This is a genomic window from Thermococcus prieurii (genome assembly GCF_054657655.1).
This window is the reverse complement of sequence record NZ_BAAHYH010000001.1, coordinates 278,291-300,143: the sequence shown is the minus strand read 5'-3', so window position 1 is coordinate 300,143 and position 21,853 is coordinate 278,291. Positions and strand designations below refer to the sequence as shown.

Annotated in this window: 21 protein-coding genes; 10 read left to right on the top strand and 11 right to left on the bottom strand. The window is 55.8% G+C overall.

Features of this window, described 5'->3' with window-relative positions; all coding sequences use genetic code 11:
* Positions 1-28: 28 nt before the first annotated feature.
* Positions 29-4,807, bottom strand: a complete 4,779-nt coding sequence (locus ACYQ04_RS01765) for a glycosyl hydrolase family 18 protein (protein ID WP_460126995.1) — start codon at positions 4,805-4,807, stop codon at positions 29-31.
* 261 nt (positions 4,808-5,068) lie between these two features.
* Between ACYQ04_RS01765 and ACYQ04_RS01760 the strand changes: the two genes are divergently transcribed.
* Positions 5,069-5,482 carry a 4Fe-4S dicluster domain-containing protein gene (locus ACYQ04_RS01760; RefSeq protein WP_460126994.1) on the top strand — a complete coding sequence of 138 codons (414 nt, stop codon included), beginning with the start codon at positions 5,069-5,071 and terminating at the stop codon, positions 5,480-5,482.
* Positions 5,483-5,525: 43 nt separating this feature from the next.
* Complete coding sequence (locus tag ACYQ04_RS01755; RefSeq protein WP_460126993.1) at positions 5,526-6,002, top strand: PadR family transcriptional regulator; 477 nt, start codon at positions 5,526-5,528, stop codon at positions 6,000-6,002.
* Here ACYQ04_RS01755 and ACYQ04_RS01750 read toward each other — a convergent pair.
* Positions 5,984-7,204, bottom strand: a complete 1,221-nt coding sequence (locus ACYQ04_RS01750; protein WP_460126992.1) for a phosphoglycerate kinase — start codon at positions 7,202-7,204, stop codon at positions 5,984-5,986. The two genes, ACYQ04_RS01755 and ACYQ04_RS01750, sit on opposite strands and share 19 nt — an antisense overlap.
* A 124-nt stretch (positions 7,205-7,328) precedes the next feature.
* On the opposite strand from ACYQ04_RS01750, the gene ACYQ04_RS01745 reads away from it, so the two are divergent.
* A complete protein-coding gene (locus ACYQ04_RS01745) occupies positions 7,329-9,446 on the top strand; it encodes a restriction endonuclease (protein WP_460127260.1) in 2,118 nt (705 codons plus the stop codon).
* Here the strand turns inward: ACYQ04_RS01745 and ACYQ04_RS01740 are convergent, their stop codons facing one another.
* The 6 genes from ACYQ04_RS01740 to ACYQ04_RS01715 form a co-directional block, all read right to left on the bottom strand.
* Complete coding sequence (locus ACYQ04_RS01740; protein ID WP_460127259.1) at positions 9,447-10,058, bottom strand: hypothetical protein; 612 nt, start codon at positions 10,056-10,058, stop codon at positions 9,447-9,449. It lies immediately after the preceding gene.
* A gap of 121 nt (positions 10,059-10,179) precedes the next feature.
* Complete coding sequence (locus ACYQ04_RS01735; RefSeq protein ID WP_460126991.1) at positions 10,180-10,560, bottom strand: CGP-CTERM sorting domain-containing protein; 381 nt, start codon at positions 10,558-10,560, stop codon at positions 10,180-10,182.
* A 75-nt stretch (positions 10,561-10,635) separates the two neighbouring features.
* Positions 10,636-10,845, bottom strand: coding sequence for a hypothetical protein (locus tag ACYQ04_RS01730; protein WP_460126990.1), 210 nt, complete (start codon positions 10,843-10,845; stop codon positions 10,636-10,638).
* A gap of 307 nt (positions 10,846-11,152) precedes the next feature.
* On the bottom strand, positions 11,153-12,841 hold the full coding sequence (locus ACYQ04_RS01725; protein WP_460127258.1) for an acyl-CoA mutase large subunit family protein: 1,689 nt from the start codon (positions 12,839-12,841) through the stop codon (positions 11,153-11,155).
* A gap of 86 nt (positions 12,842-12,927) precedes the next feature.
* Complete coding sequence (locus tag ACYQ04_RS01720) at positions 12,928-13,698, bottom strand: ABC transporter permease (protein WP_460126989.1); 771 nt, start codon at positions 13,696-13,698, stop codon at positions 12,928-12,930.
* The gene (locus ACYQ04_RS01715) at positions 13,695-14,633 is read right to left on the bottom strand and encodes an ABC transporter ATP-binding protein (RefSeq protein ID WP_460126988.1); all 939 of its coding nucleotides are present in this window, start codon (positions 14,631-14,633) and stop codon (positions 13,695-13,697) included. The genes ACYQ04_RS01720 and ACYQ04_RS01715 overlap by 4 nt, the downstream gene beginning before the upstream one ends.
* 202 nt (positions 14,634-14,835) lie before the next feature.
* Here ACYQ04_RS01715 and ACYQ04_RS01710 point away from each other — a divergent pair, with 202 nt between their 5' ends.
* The 6 genes from ACYQ04_RS01710 (at position 14,836) to ACYQ04_RS01685 (ending at position 20,039) form a co-directional block, all read left to right on the top strand.
* Positions 14,836-15,123: a hypothetical protein gene (locus tag ACYQ04_RS01710; protein WP_460126987.1), complete on the top strand. Its 288-nt coding sequence runs from the start codon at positions 14,836-14,838 to the stop codon at positions 15,121-15,123.
* Positions 15,124-15,153: 30 nt separating this feature from the next.
* The gene (locus ACYQ04_RS01705; RefSeq protein WP_460126986.1) at positions 15,154-16,011 is read left to right on the top strand and encodes an MBL fold metallo-hydrolase; all 858 of its coding nucleotides are present in this window, start codon (positions 15,154-15,156) and stop codon (positions 16,009-16,011) included.
* 96 nt (positions 16,012-16,107) lie between these two features.
* Positions 16,108-16,590 (top strand): Hsp20/alpha crystallin family protein, encoded by a 483-nt coding sequence (locus ACYQ04_RS01700; protein ID WP_460126985.1) that lies wholly within the window; start codon positions 16,108-16,110, stop codon positions 16,588-16,590.
* A 97-nt stretch (positions 16,591-16,687) separates the two neighbouring features.
* Positions 16,688-19,078 carry a CDC48 family AAA ATPase gene (locus ACYQ04_RS01695; RefSeq protein WP_460127257.1) on the top strand — a complete coding sequence of 797 codons (2,391 nt, stop codon included), beginning with the start codon at positions 16,688-16,690 and terminating at the stop codon, positions 19,076-19,078.
* Between the two features lie 248 nt (positions 19,079-19,326).
* Positions 19,327-19,797: a transposase gene (locus ACYQ04_RS01690; RefSeq protein ID WP_460126984.1), complete on the top strand. Its 471-nt coding sequence runs from the start codon at positions 19,327-19,329 to the stop codon at positions 19,795-19,797.
* Complete coding sequence (locus tag ACYQ04_RS01685; protein WP_042690755.1) at positions 19,794-20,039, top strand: hypothetical protein; 246 nt, start codon at positions 19,794-19,796, stop codon at positions 20,037-20,039. Before ACYQ04_RS01690 ends, ACYQ04_RS01685 begins: the two co-directional genes overlap by 4 nt.
* Before the next feature lie 114 nt (positions 20,040-20,153).
* Here ACYQ04_RS01685 and ACYQ04_RS01680 read toward each other — a convergent pair whose 3' ends face one another.
* A complete protein-coding gene (locus ACYQ04_RS01680) occupies positions 20,154-20,303 on the bottom strand; it encodes a hypothetical protein (RefSeq protein ID WP_167728081.1) in 150 nt (49 codons plus the stop codon).
* 176 nt (positions 20,304-20,479) lie between these two features.
* A complete protein-coding gene (locus ACYQ04_RS01675; protein WP_173866255.1) occupies positions 20,480-20,629 on the bottom strand; it encodes a hypothetical protein in 150 nt (49 codons plus the stop codon).
* 64 nt (positions 20,630-20,693) lie between these two features.
* On the opposite strand from ACYQ04_RS01675, the gene ACYQ04_RS01670 reads away from it, so the two are divergent.
* Positions 20,694-21,101 carry a M67 family metallopeptidase gene (locus ACYQ04_RS01670; RefSeq protein ID WP_460126983.1) on the top strand — a complete coding sequence of 136 codons (408 nt, stop codon included), beginning with the start codon at positions 20,694-20,696 and terminating at the stop codon, positions 21,099-21,101.
* 15 nt (positions 21,102-21,116) lie between these two features.
* Here the strand turns inward: ACYQ04_RS01670 and mobB are convergent, their stop codons facing one another.
* Positions 21,117-21,851: a molybdopterin-guanine dinucleotide biosynthesis protein B gene (mobB, locus tag ACYQ04_RS01665; protein ID WP_460126982.1), complete on the bottom strand. Its 735-nt coding sequence runs from the start codon at positions 21,849-21,851 to the stop codon at positions 21,117-21,119.
* Between the last annotated feature and the right edge of the window lie 2 nt (positions 21,852-21,853).

The following is a 21,853-nucleotide window of genomic DNA, read 5'->3' as shown; positions in this document are numbered from 1 at the left end:
CCTCGAGGAGAGGATAAAAGAAAAGGACTCAAACGGGAACCACGGCCGCCTCTGCGGCTCCCGAGTGAACTTTGACAAAGGCGTTCATGAACTCCACGAAGACGTGGCTGTAAGCCCAGTCCGGGTTGCTGGTACCGCTGTTGGTCGGCGAAACCTGCCCTTCCTGCCCGGGATGGTCACGGTCGACGCTCCAGAAGGAGAGGGAGCGTATCTTGTGCTCTATGGCCCACTCCACGAGCTTCCTAGCGTCGCTGAGAGTGAAGACGCTGTGGTCGTCGTTTGTTCCTATCATCGGGGTGAGGCCAATCATGCCCCAAATCTCCGAGTCGCTCTTGTTTGGATAGAGCTTCTTAAGCTGGCTGAACAGGTGCTCGGCCACCTTTATGGCATTGTCTGCGTTCGATGGGGTCCAGTAGTAATCCATGGTCATGGCGTTCACCCGGTCAATTCTGACGCCTTTCTCAACCATCGTCTGGATTATTGAGTAGCCGCTTCCAACGAGACCAGCTCCGGGGTCTGTGGGTAGGGTGAAGCTTATCCTTATCCCCGGCCTCTCGCGCTGAACGATGAGCAGTGCATCCGCGAGGAGGTCCGCGTTTATCGAGGATTCAATGTCAAAATCAATGTAGCTGACGTTGTAAGTGTCAATCACCTGGAGGTACCACTTTGCGAGCTGTTCGGCACTCTGGGCCTGCTGACAGAGGTAGGGACCAACGGCACCGCCGAAGCTTATTATCACGTCGCCACCGGCCTTCCTGAGCTGTTTGACCTCGTCAACGTACTTGTCAAGCGGTAGCTTTCCTCCCCAGCTCGGACCGTTGTACGCGGAGCCGTAAAGGACGAATGCGAGGGTGAAGTATGGAGTTCCCGTGAGCTTGTAATACTCGACCAGCGGCTTGTGGACGCCGGTGAGGGTCATGTCTATGTAGGGCGCAAAGAAGTGCTCCGGAAGTCCAGGACCTGCAGGAACGTAGGTGTTGTTGCCCGGAGCAGGGGTCGGAGTCGTGTTGTTGCTCGGCGTGCCGTTTCCTGGTGATGGTGCGGGGGTTGAGTTGCTCTGGTTCTGCGCCGGAACGGAACTCCCCTCTGGCCAGACGTCCCAGACCTTGCCGTTTACCTCGAGGACCATCTGCTCAACGGGCTTGCTCCCACTTGCTATGAAGCCGAAGGTCGCTGTAGGACCGCGGTTCCAGCTCACGGGTGTCAGGACTATCCAGCCGTCTTTCTCGGCTTTATTCACACTCCATATGCTTGTTATTCTGGAGCCATCCCTGAGCTTAACCTTGACGACCCAGTCGTACTGACCGCCGAGATTCAGGGTAACATCGTACTCGGTGCTTCCCCAATCCGTAACGCGAACGCTTATCGCACCGGGCTTCAGCACGCTACCGTTGCTCGGAGACGGAGCGGGTGTTGGAGTGGTGTTGGTCTGGTTACCCGGGGTGGGAGCGGTTCCGTTGCTCGGGGCCGTTTGGTTCTGAGAGGGGGTCGAGTTTGTCTGATTGCCAACGCCCGGGTTCGTAACGTTGCTGGGCATCGGAATCGGGCCGAGCTCGGGCGTGAAGTTCAAGGGCGGAAGGCCGCTCTGGTTTGTGTACCTGTTGAATATCCTGCTGAACTCGTAGTCCTGGATGTTGGGCAGGCTCGAGTGATGGGGTGAAACGCCACCGCTTCCCGGGTGGTCCCTGGTCATTGACCACATTGAAAGCATTCCGACCCCGGTTTTGTTCGCCCACGTGAGGAGCTTCCAGGCATCACTTGGGTAGAAGACCTCGCTGGTGACGTCGTTAACGCCAATCATCGGCGTTATACTAATCATTTCCCAAATCTCGGCGTCGCTCTTGTTGGGGAACAGCTCCTTGAGCTGTTTGAAGGTGTTTTGAGCGGCTTGAATGGCGTAGTCGCCCATCTTGCCGTCCGGATTTGGAGCCGCCCAGTCGCCGTAGTCCATGGCCATTATATCAACCCTGTCAATCCTGACGCCGTTCTTGATGGCGTCCTTGAGGAGGTCTATTCCAGGCTGGGTAAGACCGCTCGGGAGAACGGGAAGGGTAAAACCTATGTGGACGTTCGGAAAATCCTTCTGAACTATCGCCAGAGCCTTGGCACGCCTGTCGTTCTCCTGGGCGTTCTGGAGGTAGGCACCCTCGACGTCGAAGGTGAGCCACGTGGCGTTGTACGTCTTGATGACTTCCTCTATGGCCTTCGCGAGCTCCTCTGGGGTTGAACACTTCTCCGCGAGGTACGGCCCGTTGGCACCGCCGAATGCTATCTCGACGTCGCCGCCCATCTCGCGAACCTTGTTGATTTCATCAACGTAGAAGCCACTGCTAACCGGGTAAGCACCCGCCCAAGCCGGCGTGCAGGTGCCGTTGTTCGAGGCAATGATAAAGGCGAGGTTGAAGAACCTTACACCTGTCTTCTTCATCATTTCACTTATCGAGGGCGTTGGCCAGAGGGTTATGTCCACGTAGGGCGAGAATACACGGTTCGGCCACTGAACCTTCGAGGCAACGGCAACCTTGGAGTTCGTCGGTGTTGTTGGGGAGTTGTCGGTCGAACCACCGGCCAATCCGCGGAACTCGGATGGGACGGGGGTCCCCTTGGGCCAAACGTCCCAAACGGCGTTGTTGACGACGAGAACCATGACGGCGCTCTTAACGCTTCCGGTGTACGTGAACCCAAAGCTCGCCGTTGGTCCCCTGTTCCAGCTCCGCGGTGTGAAGACCACCCAGCTTCCGTTGGCTGATTTGTAGGCGCTCCAGTAGCTGGCGACCGTTGCCCCGTCAAGCTTAACGTAGAGCTTCCAGTCGTACTGGCCTCCAAGGTTGAGCGTAATGTCGTACTCGCCGCCAGTTCCCCAGCTGGAGTGGTGAACCTCGATTGCGCCCGGCTTCAGAGGGGTGGCGTTGGTGCCGTTTGAGGGAGCAGGAGTCGGGGTGGTGTTTGTTTGATTCTGGGAGGGAGCGGGATTCGTCTGGTTTTGGGAAGGTGTCGAGTTGGTCTGGTTGCCCTGAGAGGGGGTTTCATTGCTCGGTGTAGTGTTCGTCTGGTTGTTGCCTGGAGTTGTCCCGTTGTAAACTGGAACGGGAACGGTGAGGTTTGACGGAACGTTTGAGCCTATGTAGTACGTGTCGGGAATCCATGCCGGCGGCTTCTCCCCCAGGTGCTCGAGGATTGTGTCGAGAAGCGGGTGGTTGCTGGTTCCTGGCTTCCTGTCCGCGGTGATTTCCCAGACCATGACGCCCCCAAGGCGGTTCTTCAGCATGTAATCGACTTTTATCCCGATGCTCTTGGGATTGTCAAAGGTTATGAAGACCTTGCTTGAGGGACAGTACGCGTAGGGCTCCATTGTAACGTTGTCCCAGTAGAGATGGCAGCTTCCGCTCGCTATCTTGTCGGCTATGTCCCAGTAGTCCATGACGCCGTAGGTCTCGCTCGCAGGTCCCCAGGTACCGTCGGGAGTACCTTTGAAGGGCTGGTACAGTCCATTGTTGGTGGACGGAACGTTGGCGAAGCTCCTACCATAGAAGGGCAGGCCGATTACGAGCTTTGTCCTGTCGGGAACGTGCTTGAGGTACCAGTGGACGGTGTAGTTGACGTTGAACTCCCATTTTACGACGGGGTCCTTGTAAGGGGCGTTCGGGTCGGCGTAGAGCGGGGCGAGGAACCCGGTAACGTTGTCCCATGCACCGTGGTAGTCGTAGGTCATTATGTCTATGAAGTCAAGGTACTTGCTGGCCTCGGTCCAGTTAATGCGGGCCGCTTTGACTGGGTCCGCGGGGGCCGCGACGGTGACAAGATAATCCTTGTGGTCGTGCTTGCTGGCGTTGTTAAAGACCTCCCTTATGGTCTTGAGGAGGAGAACGAAGTTCTTCCCGTCGTCGGGCCTGACGTGGTTGCCGGTAAGCCCGCCCCCACCGGGGTACTCCCAATCGATGTCAACTCCGTCAAGGTCGTACTGGCGGATTATCTTAAGGACACTCTCGGCAAAACGGAGCCTCTTCGCAGGGTCTGCGGCTATGTCGGAGAAGTACTTGCTTAGCGTCCAGCCGCCAACGCTGACGAGGACTTTAACCGCTGGGTATTTTTGCTTGTACTTCTTCAGCTCCTCAAGGTTGAGCGGGTCAGCGTAGGTGTCGTAGAATGTGACGCTACCGTTCTCGTTCGGCTTCAGAAAGGCGTAGAGAACGTCGGTAACCTTGGTCCAGGGGATGTCGCTCACGTAGAACTTCCTCGCGTAGCGACCCCAGGAGATGTAGTAAACTACGACGCGGTACGGTTGCTCGGGAGTTCTTAGCTGGAGCACGCCGGAGGGGGTTCCAGTGGAACCATCTTTGAGTACCGGAACGACCGCGTAGAAGTACGTTGTATTGGCCTTAAGGTGGTACTGGTCAAGGTAGTGGGTCGTGGGAGTTGCATTGCCAACGAGCTCCCATGCATCCCCGCCCGGAGCGCTCTGGGTCCAGTACTTGGCGCGCCAGATTTTACCGTTGTACTCAACCATGTCACCCTGGAGATAAGTCTTACCCGGCTCATATGGAGGGTAGCTACTCCAGTTGACGACAACGAGGAGGTTGTCAGGGCTGATGATGTTCGTCGGGTCCGTGGAGCGGTAGATTTCATAAGCCTTGGCATTCTCAGCCGGTGTCCAAGTTAGGTTAACCACATCCCAAGCAATCGCTTTTCCGCTCAGCTGGATTTGAGACGATGCCGAAACAAACCCAAAGAAGGGCACAACTGCAGGCACCACCGCCAACAGCATAACGGCCACGACGGCCATGCTCAAAAACTGCCTCCGGTTCAAATGTGGTCACCTCCCCATGGGTGCTCATTATTTATCAACAACGTACACTTTATAAATTTCCCGGTTTTTGTAATCTTGTCAAAACTTGGAAATTTTCTTAGATTTGTGGACATAATCTCAACGGGTTGAAGGCAAAATCGCTCAATGAGAAAAGTTCCCAATGGCCTCATGAAGGGGGAACCACAATGCTTTTAAACAACATATCATCCGATATGTCGAAATTAAACATGTCCAAAAAATGAATATCTGGAGGTTGAGGCCATGGAGAAAGGCAAACCCGAGAACGCACCGGACTGGAAGGAGTACTATGAGAGGATGAAGGAAACTGCCCCGCTCGTGATACACTACCCAATCTGCGGTGGGGGAGAGGAATGCATCTTCGTATGTCCGTTCGGCGATAAAATCTGGGAAGTCGTCCCGATGAAGGTAAGTCTATTCGGCTTCAAGTACAAAGTTCGTCTAAGGCCGTTCATGAGCAACCCCGAGAACTGCAGGAAGTGCTACATCTGCGTTCAGGCCTGCCCAACGGGAGCGCTGAGGCCCGTCGAAAAGCCTGTAAGGCATCCAGCCCTCGTTCTGCTCTACAACACCCTAAAACTGCCTTTCAAGAAGAAGTACGGCGTCAAGTTCGTGTTCCGGAAGGAGCACGGAGAAAGGTTCAGGAAGAACAACTGAAAGCTTTTAAACCAATATGTCGAACGATATATCGGTGAATTAGATGGAGAGGCCCAGCTTCAGGGGTCAGCTCAAGCTCCTAATCCTTAAGATGCTCGACGAGAAGCCGATGCACGGCTACGGGATAATGGCCGAACTGGAGAGCCGATACGGCGTCCCCCACCCCAGCCCCGGAACCGTTTATCCAATACTCGCATCGCTTAAGAGAGCCGGGCTAATCGAGACCGTCGGCTCGGGCAAGAGGGAAAAGAAGCTTTACAGGACCACTGAGAAGGGAAAGGAATACCTGCGGGAGCACGAGGAGGAACTCAGAGGCGTTCTTGAGCTAACCGAGAGGTTCATCGAGTTCAGGAAAATAGGTGGGGTCGAGCTTGCCCGCGCCCTAAAAGACGTCTTCAACTCTATTAACGAGCTGAGCGAGGAGCAGAAGAGGGCCCTCGCAGGAGAGTTCATGGACTTTACCAAGAGGGTCAGGCTGATTCTCCTCGGGGAAACAAAAGGTCAGAAAAAGAGCTCGTAGCTTATCCTGAAGGCCTCAAGGACCGGTAGCTTCTCCCCTGCGAAGAAGCTGAGCATCGCCCCACCGCCGGTCGAGACGTGGCTTATGCCCGTTATACCGTAGCGGTAGATGCTCGCTATCGAGTGGCCACCCCCGACAACGCTGAAAGCAGGACTCTCGGCTATCGCCCTGAAGACGCCGACGGTTCCAACCGCGAACTCCTCTCTTTCGAAGACGCCCATCGGACCGTTGGCAACTATGATTTTCGCGTTCAGGAGAATCTCGCGGTATTTCTCCACCGTCCGGGAGCCTATGTCGAGGATTGAGTAGCGGTCGAAGAGCCATTTCTCGTCGCTCAGCAGGTCAACCTCAACGCGCTCTCCGTCGTGGTCAACGGCGAAGTCAACGGGGGTTCTCACGTAGGGGTAGAACTCGTCGAGTATTCTCTCGGCCCAGTCAACAAGCTCAAGGAGGCCCTTCTTTTCCATGAACTCAAGGTTGGCATCGCCGAGGTTGAAGCCCTTCGCGAGGGTGAAGACGTGGCCGACGAGACCGCCGGTGAGTATTAAGTCGGCCTTACCCTTTCTCAGGACGTTTTCCGCCACTCTGAGCGAGTCGTCAACCTTGGCACCGCCGAGCACGTAAACCCTCGGCCTCTCGTCGCTCTCGTAGGCCCTGCTGAGGGCGTTTATTTCATTCTCCATGAGGTGGCCCATCACCATAGGCTTCAGCCGGGCGAAGCCAACGAGCGAGGGTTGACTCCTGTGTGCCGCGGCGAAGGCGTCGTTAACGACGTAGTCTATGAGCGGGGCAAGTTTTCTCACGAAGAAGGTTTTCTCACACTCCTCAAGGGGCCTGTAGAAGACCTCCTCTGCCGAGAAGCGGAGGTTTTCAAGCATTAGAACTTCTCCGGGTTTCATGGCCCTTATTCTCTCCCTCGCGAGCTTCCCAAAGATGTCCTCGACGTACTCAACGTTCACCCCGAGAAGCTCGCCGAGGATTTGAGCGTGCTGCTCCGTTGTTATGTAGTCGCCCTTGTAGGGCCTGCTCTGGTGGGTTCCTATTACGACCTTCGCCCCGTCTTCGACGAGGCGCTTCACCGTCGGAAGAACTGCCCTGAAGCGGGCATCGCTTGTAATCCGTCCGTTCTCAACCGGAGAGTTCAAATCCACCCTCAGAAACACCGTTTTGCCGTGAAAGTTGAAGTCGGTGAGCCTGAACATTGCATCACCGGGAAAATGTTAAATATGGCCATTAATAAAGCTTATTTGGACACTCACAGTGAATAATAGGGCTCAAGTAAGTTCTTAAGGGGAACCCCTTATTCGGTATGGGAAGGTGAACGCTATGACTTGGACGGCTGAACTCGTGAGAAAGCTTCCCCGCGAGACGCTCATCGACTACATAATCGAAGTTCTAGGGAGGATGGGCTTCAAGAACTACGAACGCGTCAGCGACCGAGGACGGTGGGGTATAGACATAGTCGCAATTAGAGACGACCCCATAGCGGGGATGGAAAAGCTCATCATAAAGGTCCACACGGATTCCCTTGCCTCTGCCAAGGACATCAACGTCTTCGGCGACCTCCTTGACAAGTACAAAGCCGACAGAGGAATCCTGGTGGCCCCAATAGGCTTTACGAAGGACGCGAGGAGCACCGTTGCGAAGGAGTACCGCGGGAGAATCGTCATGTGGGACGCCGACAAGCTAGCTGTTACATTCTCAAACTACGGCCTAGAGGCTCCGAAGATTGAAGAGGAGAAGGAGGAAGAAGAGAAAAGCCCTCTCGAAGAGTTCGAGCTCGACGCGCCCCTTCTCTACGAGTTCTCGCCCGAGGAGATAACGAGGCTCATAGCCAAGAAAGCCAGCGCAGAGTACCCCGTCAAGCCGGCAGAGCTGAGGATAAAATCAATGAAGGTCGTTCTCACGAGCGCTTACATACTCTCCTGGAGTGTTGACGAGAAGGGCGAGCGCGATAAGGCGGTTGTGTTCTCGAAGGAAAAGGTCGTTCCAAAGGCACTCTCGGGTGAGCTCGCCACCCCTGTTAAGAAGGCCCTTCTCAACGACAGCTCAAGGATAAAGGCCACCGAGCGGGAGGTAATCAACAGGATAAGCCCGAGCGAATCCGTGATAGTCCTCAAGGAGAGGCTCGCGAAGGAACTCGGCGTTCCAGAGGGGGACGTCAGGATACAGGAGAGGAAGAAGGTCTACGTCCCGGAGAGCGTTGAGGTAGAGCTTCAGATTGGAGAGAACGAGGGAAAAGCGAGGGTGAACCCGGTAACGGGCGAAGTGGAGTTCGAGATGGAGCCCCTGCCGGAGGAGTTCTTCAGAGAAAAGGTAAGGGAAATCGTGGAAAAGCGCCTCGGAGAGAGGCCAGAGGAGATAAACCTCACCCGCGACGGCTGGAAGGTAAAGGTAACAGGAAGAACCAGGCGCTTCACCTTCGAGTTCAAGTTCAACGCCTACACAGGGAAGGCCCTGATGGCCGAGACTGTAATGACCGACGAGGCCCTCAGGGAGCTCCTCGAAAGGACATATCCGGAAGGCGAAATCCTGAGCCTTGAGAAGGGCAAGAAGGTGGCAGTTGCCGACGTCAAGCTCAAGGACGGGATAGCGGTCGTCGAGGTCAACCTTGAGGACGGGAGCCTGAGGGAGGTCAGAAAGCTCCCCTCGCCCGAGGAGGCCCTCGACAACGCGAAGAGGATTATCGAGGAGAACTTCCCGCTGAGAAACCTTGAGATGAAGGGAAGCAGGGTCATAGAGCACAAGTTCCTTGAACTGGAACTTGAGGGCGAGGGAGGAAAGGCCCTCGTAAAGGTCGACGGCGCGACGAGGGACGTTCTGGACTACATCGTCGAGATAACCCCGGAGAAGGCTAAAGAGCTGGTGAAGGAGAAGTATCCCGACTTCGAGGTAAAGAGCGTTGAGGAGAAAGAGGCTTCCTACCTCGTCACCGCCGAGAACGGGAGGCACGCGATAAAGGTCAAGGTCAGCAAGGACGGCAAGCTGATAGAGGAAACCGACCGCGTTCTGCTCGAGGACGTTGCGAGGGAGATAGCGGTTGAGCGGATAAAGGGAATCGACGAGACGGCGGAGCTCAAGTCGTTAAAGCTTGAAAACGACTGGGTCGCGGAGTTCCAGGGCGGAACGAAGGTTGGAAAGCTAATCCTCGACAGGAAGACCGGGGAGGTCAAGGAAGAGGACGTCCGCTTCACAGAAGTTGCCCTCGAGAACAGCTTCCACGAGCACATACGGAAGATTTACGGCGAAACCGAGCTGAGGACCGAGAGGCTGACCCACTACAAGGAGCAGAACTACATTCACATAAAGGTCGCCGGGAGGGATTACCTCTACTACGCGAGGATTGACACGAGAACGGGGAAGATAATAAGCGAGGACAGGGCCCCGGCGAAGGGCCTGACGGCGAAGCTCAAACAGCTTCAGCTGGAGAGCAAGTACAAGTGATTAGGCCATCAGCATGTTCTCTATCATCTTTATTGCTTCCACTATCTTTTTCTCCGGTTTGTCCTCGTTGCGCGGTATTTCGAGGTTTATGACGAGCCTCTCCTCCTTGCCGTCGTCGAAGTCGTAAATTTCAAGCTCCTCGACTTCCACGTCCTCGAAGATGCTCTCAAGCTCTGGACTAAGGATTTTGCCCTCGTTGCCGTAGACCTCGACGCGAACCACATCGTCGGTCGTTGAAGCTACCACGACAATCTCGTAGGGGCCGACTTTCTTGACGAAGCGGAGGACGCTTCCGTAGCCCTCGACGGCCTCTTTGAAGCCGAGCTGGAGCATGGTCGAGCGTATCGCCTCGGTCTTGCTCCTAATCCTGTTGAGTATCCTCTCGCGGAGTTTGTAGCTCTCCTCCAGGGCCTTCTTTATGCCCTCCCCAGCCTTCTCAACGGGCCCCTCCCATATGCCGATGACCTTTATACCGGATGAGGTCGGCTTGAGCTCAATCTTGAGGGAATCAACGTCAAAGTCTCTCAAATCATCAATCTTAAGCTCGCCGAGGGTGAGTATGTCGAACTCAATCCTCACGACGTCTCCGAAGGCCTTGCCTTTGAACTTCACCCCCATCACCAAGGGACGCTCAAAGCAACGGTTTAAAAACCCTTCCATGCCGGTCGGATGAAGATGGACTCTTTCGAAGGTTTTTCGAGAAAAATCGGGAAAACGGCGGGGTTTGGAAAGGTCATCTCCTGCTAGATTTCCAAAAAATAAGGGCCAACACAGACAGAAGCAGAACGGCTCCGGGACCGCAGATTTCCCGGTTTTCTCCCCTCGCTGTAGACGTTTCCGAAGGAGTTAGAGAAGTGCAGTTAAGGTCGGGGCCAACCTTCGGCGGAACCGGAAGGAGCGTGCCGTTGACGGAACGGAACAGGGGGTAGAACTTTCCGTTCACTTTTACGGCAAAGGGAACGTGGGGAAGGACCTTTGAAATTTTCCCGTTCAGGATTATGACCGTGTGGTTGTTCGAAAAACCCAGAAATTCCGCTGGATAGCTCACCGTGAGGTTCCCCACCTTCACGGAAGTCCACTCAATGGGAACGTTCGGCACTTCAACGGGACTCACGTTGGAGTCGTTGAGACAGGCAGGATTAAAGGTCGCGTTCTCAACGCTACCGTTCCAGGGGTAGAGCTTAAACCTTCAGAGGCCGTCTTCAAACTTCACCACCGGCTCTTCTGGATAGGCGCCGAGGAAGTACGGTCCGCTGGAGGAGACGTAGAAGAGGTAGCTGGAAACCATGTCGGGAACGAGGGTGCAGTTGAGCGGATTTCCCGGACACATTCCCGGACTGAGAACCTCGTAATCGACCACGAGGATAACGCCTTTTCCTCCCCTGTAAACGTCGTCCACCTGAATCGCCGTGATGGGGGAACTTAACGCTGGCGCTTCTGCAGACCGTCACGTGATACGCCGAGACGGGAACCGCGAGCAGCAGGAGCGCGATGAGTGGAATCGCCTTCCGCATTCTCCCATCTCCCCTCGTATTGGAAGGATAGATTAACACAGAGTGGCCCGGAGGAGTGGTAATCAACCATCGAGTTCCAGTTGGATGAGGGATTTAAAAACGTTGCCGGGGGATAATCACGTTTAACATCGATTGTTGGACATCACATAGGCATTCCAGCGCAGAATAGAAAGAGACCAAAAGGAAAGGAAATCAGAATATCAACGGCGCCCTGTACTCGCCCCAGACCTCGCGAAGGACGTCGGTGACCTCGCCGAGGGTCGCGAGGTGCCTGTGGGCCTCGATGATGTAGGGCATGAGATTCTCATCGTCTGTTTCGGCCGCGTTCCTGAGCTTGTCGAGGGCTTCTTCGACCTTCTTGTTGTCCCTCTCGGAGCGGAGCTTCTTGAGGCGCTCAATCTGCTTCTCGCGGATGCTCGGGTCGACCTTGAGTATCTCGACCTCGAGGGGCTCGTCGGTCTGGAACTTGTTGACGCCGACGATTATCCTCTTTCCTTCTTCGATTTCCTTCTGGTACTTGTAGGCGGCATCGGCAATCTCCTTCTGTATGTAACCGCGCTCTATAGCCCTCATCATTCCGCCCATCTTCTGAATCTTCTCGATGTACTTCAGGGCCTCCTCGTAGATGTGGTCGGTGAGCCACTCGATGTAGTAGGCACCTCCGAGCGGGTCAACGGTGTCAACGACACCGCTCTCGTAGGCGATAATCTGCTGGGTTCTCAAGGCTATTCTCACGCTCTTCTCGGTCGGGAGTGAAAGGGCCTCGTCGTAGGAGTTGGTGTGCAGGCTCTGGGTTCCTCCGAGAACCGCCGCGAGGGCCTGAATGGCAACGCGGATGATGTTGTTCTCCGGCTGTTGAGCCGTAAGGGTTGAACCTGCCGTCTGGGTGTGGAAGCGGAGCATCATGGAGCGCGGGTTCTTGGCGTTGAACCACTCCTTCATGATGTAGGCCCAAAGCCTTCTCGCGGCTCTAAACTTAGCAATTTCCTCGAGGAAGTTGTTGTGGGCGTTGAAGAAGAAGCTCAGCCTTCCGGCGAACTTGTCAACGTCCATACCGCGCTCGATGACGGCCTTGACGTACTCTATACCGTCGGCCAGGGTGAAGGCAACCTCCTGGATCGCGTTGGCTCCAGCCTCTCTGATGTGGTAGCCGCTTATGCTTATCGAGTTCCACTTCGGTATGTTCTCGGCGCAGTACATTATGATGTCCGTTGTAAGGCGCATGCTCGGCCCGGGCGGGAAGATGTAGGTTCCCCTCGCTATGTACTCCTTCAGGATGTCGTTCTGAACCGTTCCGCGGAGCTTCTCCTGCGGAACGCCCTGCTCTTCGGCAACCAGAATGTACATCGCGAGTAAATTAGCGGCGGTCGAGTTAATCGTCATGCTCGTTGAGACCTTGTCGAGCGGAATGCCGTCGAAGAGAATCCTCATGTCCCAGAGCGAATCAATGGCAACGCCGACCTTTCCGACTTCACCTTCGGCCATCGGGTGGTCGGAGTCGTAGCCGAGCTGGGTCGGCAGGTCAAAGGCGACGCTCAAACCGGTCTGCCCCTGCTCGAGGAGGTACTTGTAGCGCTTGTTGCTTTCCTCGGCGGTGGCGTAGCCCGCGTACTGCCTCATAGTCCAGAATCTGCCACGGTACATCGTTGCGTAGACGCCGCGCGTGAAGGGATACTCGCCGGGGAATCCGAGCTTCTCAAGGTAGTCCCAGTCCTCGCCGAGGTCAGCGGGAGTGTAAAGGCGCTTAATCTCGAAACCGTCATCCGTCATGAACTTTTCCTTTCTCTCGGGCCTCTTCTCGATGAACTTCTTGACGGTGGTCTCCTCCCAGCGCTTCTCCTCCTCGCGAATCTTGGCGAGCTTCTCCTTATCGAAGGTCATATCAACCACCGCTTAGGGTAGGGCGGGGAACTATAAAAACCTTTTACATAGCGAAAGGAAGCATTTGGCATTGGATAAAAAGTCCATCAGTCCGGGAACTCCCCTTTGACGAGGAGGAGCCACGTGGCAGAGAGCAGGCCGGCGGAGGCGACTGCAAAGGCCACCGCAGTCTTCCAGGGCGTCCCTGCCACGCTCAGGCTTTCAAAGCCCATCTTCAACATCACGAGGGCCTGGTAGCCGAGGGTCAGCCTCTCAGGGTGCTCGAAGTAGGGAACCTGGGGAAGGAGGAACTGGCCGAGGAAGAGTATCCCGAACGTGGCGAGGGTTGCGTAGAGGGGCCTTCTGACGAGGACCGCCAAAAACATCGAGAGCGCCCCGAGGAAGGCCAGGATTACGGCGGTCGAAGCGAGGACCGCTCCAAAGTCAACGGCGAGGGCCTTAACTCCGGCCAAGTCCGTATGGTAGGGAAGGGGGGCGTAGAGCCAGATTACTGCGTAAGGAACTCCGAAGAGCACGAGGAGCGCCGATAAACCCGCGAGGAACTTCCCGGCAAGGAACTCGCCGATTCCGATGGGCCTCGCGAGGATTAGCCTTATCGTGCCCCTGTCAATCTCTCCAGCGATTAGGTCGCTCATTATTATGACCGCTATGAGCTGGCCGATTATCCCGAGCCAGTAGTTTGGAAGCAGGTCTGCGAAGAGGTCCTCAAAGCCCTTCTTAAGTTCCTCAACCCCCGTCCCGCTCGCGTTGGGGCTGAGCAGGTAGATTACCGCCGGGAAAATCGTGACAAGGAAGAGCAGCTTGAACTTCCGCGAGCGGATTAGCCTTAGAAACTCGGTCTCGAAAACCGGCGTCATTTCTCCCACCCCGCGTTGAAGCGCTTCATGAGGATTCTCTCCAGCGGGCTCGTGTGGGGCTTGAAGAGCTTCAGTGCGAGGCCGTTCTCACCTATGAACCGCGGGACCTCCGTGAAGAACCTCTCCGCGAAGCGCTCGTCGAGGCGAACCCTCAGGATTCCCTCTTCTTCCCAGACCTCACGCACGTAAACCTTGTCGCGCAGGAACTCCATCAGCAGGGCGTTGTCCGAGACGACCACGTCGTAGTCGTTGCTCTCGAACCTCGTCAGGTCTTTGACGCGCCCCTGCTCTATCATCTGGCCGTCCTTGATTATGCCCACGTAGTTGCACGTCCTCTCGATTTCGCTGACTATGTGGCTCGACAGGAAGACCGTCTTCCCGGCCTTCGCCAGCTCGAGGACCTTTCCTATGAACTCTATCCTGCCGATGGGGTCGAGGTTGCTGGTCGGCTCGTCGAGGATGAGCAGTTCGGGGTCGCCGATTAGGGCGGACGCGAAGGAAACCCTCTGCCTCTGCCCGCTCGAGAGCTCCCTCACCCTGTTGAAGGCGAGCCTTCCGACGCCGGTGTAGGCCATCAGCTCCCTCGCCCGCGCTCTCGCTTCCTCTCGCCCAAGGCCGGAGAGCCTGCCCATATAAACCAGAAACTCGAAAACAGTCATGTCCTCGTAGGCCAAGGGCTTCTCGGGCATGTAGCCGACTTTCCTCATGATTTCAACCCTCTCTCGGGGCATCTCAAGGCCCAGAATCCTAATCTCGCCGTAGGTCGGCTTCAGCGCGCCGGTGAGCATCTTGATTGTCGTCGTCTTTCCTGCCCCGTTCGGCCCGAGGAAGCCGTAAACGACCCCCTTCGGAACCCTGAGGTTGAGGTTGTAGACGACGTTGCGCTTTCCGAAGAACTTGGTGAGCCCGAGGGTCTCAATGGCGTAGTCGGCCATCTTAACACCTAAATTGAAATCGAAGCGATGCTAATAAGCTTTGTGCCGACGTCCCGACAAAATTAACGGGTTTGCTTAGCATTTTGACGAAGAGCCAGCTGAAGGCACTTCCTCTCTTGAACATTTTACAAAAACCCTCCCGAAATTCTAATAATCTTCGAGTACTACCTCAAATTTCGAAAAACTTTGCGGAGGTGGTGGCGTGCAGACCGTGGCAAGGGGGGCCAGCTCCAAGTGGGTCACGGGGCTGAGACCCCGACTGGAGGAAGCCTTTTCGCGCGGGGCCTTCGAAGGGACCCTCATCGGAAGGGCCGAGCTTAAGGGGCTCGACATGCTGGAGGTCGTTGAGATAAAGCTCGTCCCAGGAAAGCCCGAGGGGCCGTCCTTCGAGGTCTCGGGTAGAATCGTGACGTTCAAGTTCCCCGTGGAGAAGGGGGAGAGTCTTGACGACGTCTACTACCCCCTGATGGGCATGCTCAACAGGGTCTAAAGCTTTAAGCTCCCTCCCCAAGTTTTTCTGATGCTCGTCAAAGGTATCGGCCTCGACAGCTCGGCTCGCTTCACCTTCCAGAGCCACGCCCACAGCGACCACTTCGTTAGCGGGGAAGTTATATTCGCGACCAGGGCAACTAAGTTCCTCAGCCACCTCCGCAAGGGCGGGTTCTACCACGAGGTCGGGTTCGGGAAGAGGTTCTACATCGGCGACGTTAAGGCGAAGCTCTATCCAGCTGGACATATGCTCGGTTCGGCCGGAATAAAGCTCTGGCTCGAGGCCGGGACGCTCTTCTACACCGGCGACACCAAGTGGTTCAAGCTGAGAACGGCAGAGAAGAGTCGCTTCCCGAAGGCGGACTTCCTGATAATCGAGGCCACCTTCGGCGTTCCAGCTTTCACGTTCCCCTCGCCGAGGGAAGCGGAGAAGAAACTGGTCGCCTTCGTCGAGGAAGCCATTGACAGGGGAAAGAGGCCGGTTCTCTACGTGAACCAGACTGGGAAGGCGCAGGAGGTCATGAAGATACTCGACGTCCACGAGATAACCGTAAGGCCCTCGCGCGAGATGCTGAAGGTTGCCCGGATTTACTCCAAGTTCGGAGTTCGCTTTGGCAACATCGAGAGGGACGGTGAGGTAATCCTCCGCTCCTACCGCTCGCCGAGGGTCGAGAACTCTTTAAGCCCCTGGGAGCTGACTGTTTCCGGCTTCGGGAGGCTGAGACTCAGCAACCACGCCGACTTCTGGGAGCTGGTGAGGATAGTCGAGAGGGTCAAGCCTGAGAGAATCTTCACCGTCTACGGCTTTGCCAGGGAGTTCGCGGGAATCCTCCGGGGGCTCGGCTACGATGCCGAACCCGCGGAAAGAACATCAGAGCTCACAGTTTAACTAACCTCATGGAACTAAAATCGAAAAGTTTATAAAGGGTTGACTTTTTAGTAACTATCGGTAACCAAAATAAAGACCGTCGGGAGGTGATGCCCGATGGTCTGGAGGAGGGACCGCTACTGGGACCCGTTTGACATAATGAGGGAAATCCAGGAGGAGATTGACGCCATATTCCGCGACTTCATGAGGGGCCCAAGGCTCTGGAGCTACCGCGAGCCGGAGCGCATTGAAATCAGCGAGACCTGGAGAGAGCCCTTCGTGGACATCTTCGACAGGGGAGACAGGTTCGTCATCACCGTCGAGCTCCCCGGAGTCAGGAAGGAGGACATCAAGCTCAGGGTTACCGAGGACACCGTCTACATCGAGGCCCAGATAAAGCGCGAGAAGGAGCTCGAGGAGGAGGGCGCGATAAGAATCGAGCGCTACTACAGCGGCTACAGGAGGGTCATCAGGCTTCCAGAGGAGGTCATTCCCGAGAAGGCGAAAGCGAGATACAACAACGGTGTCCTCGAAATCGAGCTCCCCAAGAAGGCCCCGAAGAAGCCCGAGGGCGAGGGCTTTGAGGTCAAGATTGAGTGAATATTGACTCTTTCGTTGTTTTTCATTTGAATGGGCTCTGCCCTTCAGGTAAAATAAAGCCCGTCACAATCATCGCTCACAAACGGAGGTGATGTATATGAGCGAGAGGAAGGAAATCAAGCTTAAGGTCGCGTCCGCTTATCAGAGGGACGTTGGAAGGGGAATCGTTAGGATTGACAGGAAGGCCATGCGCGAGCTCAACGTCCAGCCCGGCGACATAGTCGAGATTATCGGAACCAAGAACACGGCCGCGGTCGTCTGGCCCGCCTATCCAGAGGACGAGGGACTCAACATCATCAGAATGGACGGAACCATAAGGAAGAACGCCGGCGTCGGACTCGGCGACGAGGTTACGGTTAGGAAGGCCGACGTCAAGGAGGCGAAAAAAGTCATTGTTGCTCCAACCGAGCCGATTAGGTTTGGAAGAGACTTCGTCGAGTGGCTCCACAGCAGGCTCGTCGGCAGGCCTGTCGTCAGGGGAGACTACATCAAGATAGGAATCCTCGGTCAGGAGCTCACCTTCGTCGTTACCGCGACGACTCCAGCCGGAATAGTCCAGATAACCGAGTTCACCGACTTCCAGGTCAGCGAGAAGCCCGTCAAGGAGGTCGCCAAGACCGCCACGCTCGGCGTTACCTACGAGGACATCGGTGGCCTGAAGGACGTCATCCAGAAGGTCAGGGAGATGATTGAGCTCCCGCTCAAGCACCCGGAGATATTCGAGAAGCTCGGCATCGAGCCCCCGAAGGGTGTCCTGCTCTACGGTCCGCCGGGAACCGGTAAGACCCTACTCGCCAAAGCCGTCGCCAACGAGGCAAACGCCCACTTCATAGCCATCAACGGCCCGGAGATTATGAGCAAGTACTACGGCGAGAGCGAGGAGAGACTCAGGGAGGTCTTCAAGGAGGCCGAGGAGAACGCGCCGGCGATAATCTTCATCGATGAGATTGACGCGATAGCACCGAAGAGAGAGGAAACCCACGGCGAGGTTGAGAAGCGCGTCGTCAGCCAGCTCCTGACGCTGATGGACGGTCTGAAGAGCAGGGGCAAGGTCATAGTCATAGGTGCCACCAACAGGCCAGACGCTATAGACCCGGCCCTCAGGAGGCCCGGAAGGTTTGACAGGGAGCTTGAGGTCGGCGTTCCCGACAAGCAGGGCAGGAAGGAGATACTCCAGATACACACCAGGGGAATGCCCATCGAGCCCGACTTCAGGAGGGACAAGGTGCTGGAGATACTCGAGAAGCTCCGCGGTGACGAGAGGTTCAGGGACGTTATAGACAGGGCCATTGAGAAGGTAGAGAAGGCGAAGGACGAGGAGGAGATAAAGAGGGCCCTCAGGGAGCTCGACGAGAGGCTCTACGATGAGGTCAAGGCGAGGCTCATCGACGCCCTGCTGGAGGAGCTGGCCGAGGTCACCCACGGCTTCGTCGGAGCGGACCTCGCGGCATTGGCCAGGGAGGCGGCGATGGCGGCGCTCAGGAGGCTCATCAAGGAGGGCAAGATTGACTTCGAGGCCGAGCACATACCCAGGGAAGTCCTCGAGGAGCTCAAGGTCACCAGGAAGGACTTCTATGAGGCCCTCAAGATGGTCGAGCCGTCAGCACTCAGGGAGGTTCTCCTCGAGGTGCCGAACGTCCGCTGGGAGGACATCGGAGGCCTTGAGGACGTCAAGCAGGAGCTCCGCGAGGCTGTGGAGTGGCCACTCAAGTACCCGGAGGCCTTCATGGGACTTGGAATCACCCCACCAAAGGGAATCCTGCTCTACGGCCCGCCTGGAACGGGTAAAACGCTACTCGCCAAGGCTGTAGCGAACGAGAGCGAGGCAAACTTCATCGCCATCAAGGGCCCAGAGGTGCTCAGCAAGTGGGTCGGCGAGAGCGAGAAGAACATCAGGGAGATATTCAGGAAGGCTCGCCAGGCGGCTCCAACGGTGATATTCATCGACGAGATTGACGCAATAGCTCCGCGCAGGGGAACCGACGTCAACCGCGTCACCGACAGGCTCATCAACCAGCTCCTCACCGAGATGGACGGAATCCAGGAGAACAGCGGTGTCGTCGTCATCGGTGCCACCAACAGGCCGGACATCATCGACCCGGCCCTGCTGAGGCCAGGAAGGTTCGACAGGCTGATACTCGTGCCAGCTCCGGACGAGAAGGCCAGGCTGGAGATATTCAAGGTGCACACCAGGAAGGTCCCGCTGGCCGAGGACGTTGACCTCGAGGAGCTCGCCAAGAGAACAGAGGGCTACACCGGTGCCGACATAGAGGCCATCGTCAGAGAGGCCGCGATGCTCGCCATGAGGAGGGCGCTCCAGGAGGGCATCATCAAGCCCGGCATGAAGGCCGACGAAATCAGGAGGAAGGTCAAGGTCACCATGAAGGACTTCGAGGAGGCCCTCAAGAAGATTGGACCGAGCGTCAGCAAGGAGACGATGGAGTACTACAGAAAGATACAGGAGCAGTTCAAGCAGTCTCGTGGGTGACCGCGAGACCCAGCGAACGAATATTTGAACTGGGGGGCTCTCCGCCCCAATCTTTATAAATTTCCAAGGGGACTAGGTTTTGATGGTGTGTTGGATTATCGTATATGAAACTGAATTTGGCGATATTAAGCAGGAAATTTATGATAACTATGCAGATGCTCAGCGTAGATATGATGAGTTGTATTTTTCGCCTTTCATATCACAAATAAAAATAATAGAGAAGTTCTTTTGCTAAAAGGTGATACTTTATGAGCATCAGAAGACTCGAATTTCTTTTTATACTCACTCTAATTTTGATGATGTACCTCTACCCCCTCTCGATAGTCCCGCTCCTGCTCCTCGCGAGGGAGTGGGAGGAATTCCGGGAGGAGTGGAGGAGGTCGGCCCTTTTCATAGGGCTCTCGATACCGCTCTACGGGGCGAAGATTGCCCTCGGCATCTCCGGCTGGGCCAAAACCCTTGGAATAACGCCGGTTCACGTTTCGCCGGCGGTCTGGTGGGCGGTTTATCTGGCCTTCACGGCGCTCCAAACGCTGGCAGTTTACTACGTCTACCGCGTTGGAAAGGGGCTGGGCGACTACGCGAGAACCGGTGGGCTCGTAATGCTGATTGCCGTCCCGCTCCACCTGCTCAGCCTCAAGCTCTACTTCATCCTCACGTGGACCGGGTTGCTCCTGTTCCTGCTCGGTCTTGAAAAGAGAAAGGAGGTGATAGGATGATTTACGGAGTGCTCTTGAGCATACCCGAGAAGTTCGTGACCAAGTACGAGGACGAGGTCAGGAAGACCATCGGCTATGGCATAGCGAGGGGCGACATAATAAGCTTCACCGAGGCCCGCTACAAGGGCGACGTCGCCTTCGTGATGCTCGCCCGCTCCAACAGGGCCGCAGAGAGGGTTGTAAACGAGCTCAAGGAACTGCCGATAAACGTCAAGGTCATTGAGATTGAGGGCGAGAGCTGATTTGCTCCCTACTTTTTATTGCGCTCGTTTTCTTTTTGGGCAATCCAGGAAAGAGAACGGGAAAAGTTTTGGCTAGACCAAGGGGCATGAAGGACGGCCGGTTCAACAGGTTGATTAAGCAACCCACTCGAGCTCGTAGCCCCTCGCGCGGAGCTTTACCATCTCTTCCCTCGCTATTCTCTCGGCCTTCTTTATGTCGTTGGTGACGACTATCTTTTCCTTGGGCAGGGTGTTGTTCATGTAGTAGACAATCCTCACAAGCATGCCATCACCCCTATGTATCACTGACAGTGAGGAGTTGATGCATGGTTTTAAAAACATTATTGACCATAATAAAACATTAGTGAACATAATAGTGCGAACAAAAAAGTGCATCAGAGAACATTTAAAAACATGAGAACCAATGTGCTGAGGTATGCAGGGAAGTTAAGAAATAGAAGTCACTCGAGCTTCTCAAGCTCGTAAACCACAGCGTCCTTCCGCTTGAGTTCCCGAACGGCTATTCTCCTCGCCTCGTCGGCCGTTTCGGCCTCGAACACTATCGTCTTCCCGCTCTCCTCCCCGCCGTGGAGGGTGAGGGCCCACCTCATGGTATCACCGCAAGGTTTGTCATATTGTCAAACTTTATAAGTTTATTGGGGTCAGATTTGTCACATGAGGCTCATCATAAGGCGTGAGATTATCAAAATGCTCATCAAGATGGCCAAAAACACCAACGTTGAGGTCTGCGGCTTCCTGCTTGGACGAAAGGAGGGGCCAGAGAAAATAAACTTTTTGGTCCTTGAGGCCAAGCAGGTGAGGAACCGGCTCGACTCACCGAGCGCCTTCGAGATGGAACCGGAGGAGATGGTTAAAGTTCTCGACGAGGCCGAAGCGAGGGGCCTCGAAGTTGTCGGAATCTTCCACTCCCATCTCAAATGCCCGCCCGTGCCGAGTGAGCGTGACTTGGAGGGAATGAGGAACTGGCGAGTTCCCTGGCTTATCGTCACCCCGGGAGGGGACGTTAGGGCGTGGATTCTGGGGGAGGGAGATGTGGAGGAGGTTGAGATTGAGGTCACTTAGAATCATAAATCGAGCTCACTCGTCCCTAATCACTATCTCTATCTTCCTACCCTCGCGGTAGCCCTTCATGGCCGAAAGCATGCCCTTTATCGTCTTCTCTACCAGCTCCTGCACCCAGTCCTTCATCGGCAGAATTTGCCCGTCTATCTTGACCGTGACTTTGGGCTTCGAGCTCAGCACAACGCAGTCCTTGAGCGTTTTCTCGCCCCTAATTATCATCCTCGCCATCTCAGCGCACTTGAAGCCGCAGAGGCCGCAGTCTATGTTGGGGAGCATGAAGGCCCTTTTCTCGACGAGGTCGGCGAGCTTCTCGGGTTCCTTCGTCGCGTCAATGACGGGGAGGCCGTCAATTTCCTCAACACCCGTCGAGGATATAACCCCGCTCACCGCTATGGCGAGGCCGTCGGTGAGCTCCCTAACGTCCTCCTCGCTCCTCGCGCATATCACCTTGGGGACGTGCTGTATCGATTTGAATCCCTCAAGCAGGAGGAAGTCTGCCGAAACCATTGAGAAGAGCGCGTTTATGTCCTTGGCCTTAAACAGGAGCGCGTCGGTGTCGTTGGCCCTGACGAGAACCACATCGGCCACCTTCGAGAATCGCCAGGTGTCACTCTCTTCCCTGTCAAAGTCGGCGTGCATGCTCTTCGCTATCGCAACGCGGTAGCCACGTTCCTTCAAAACCCTCGCGACGGCCTCAACCGTCGTTGTCTTCCCGCTCTTCTTGAAGCCGACGAAGGCAACTCCCCTCATGC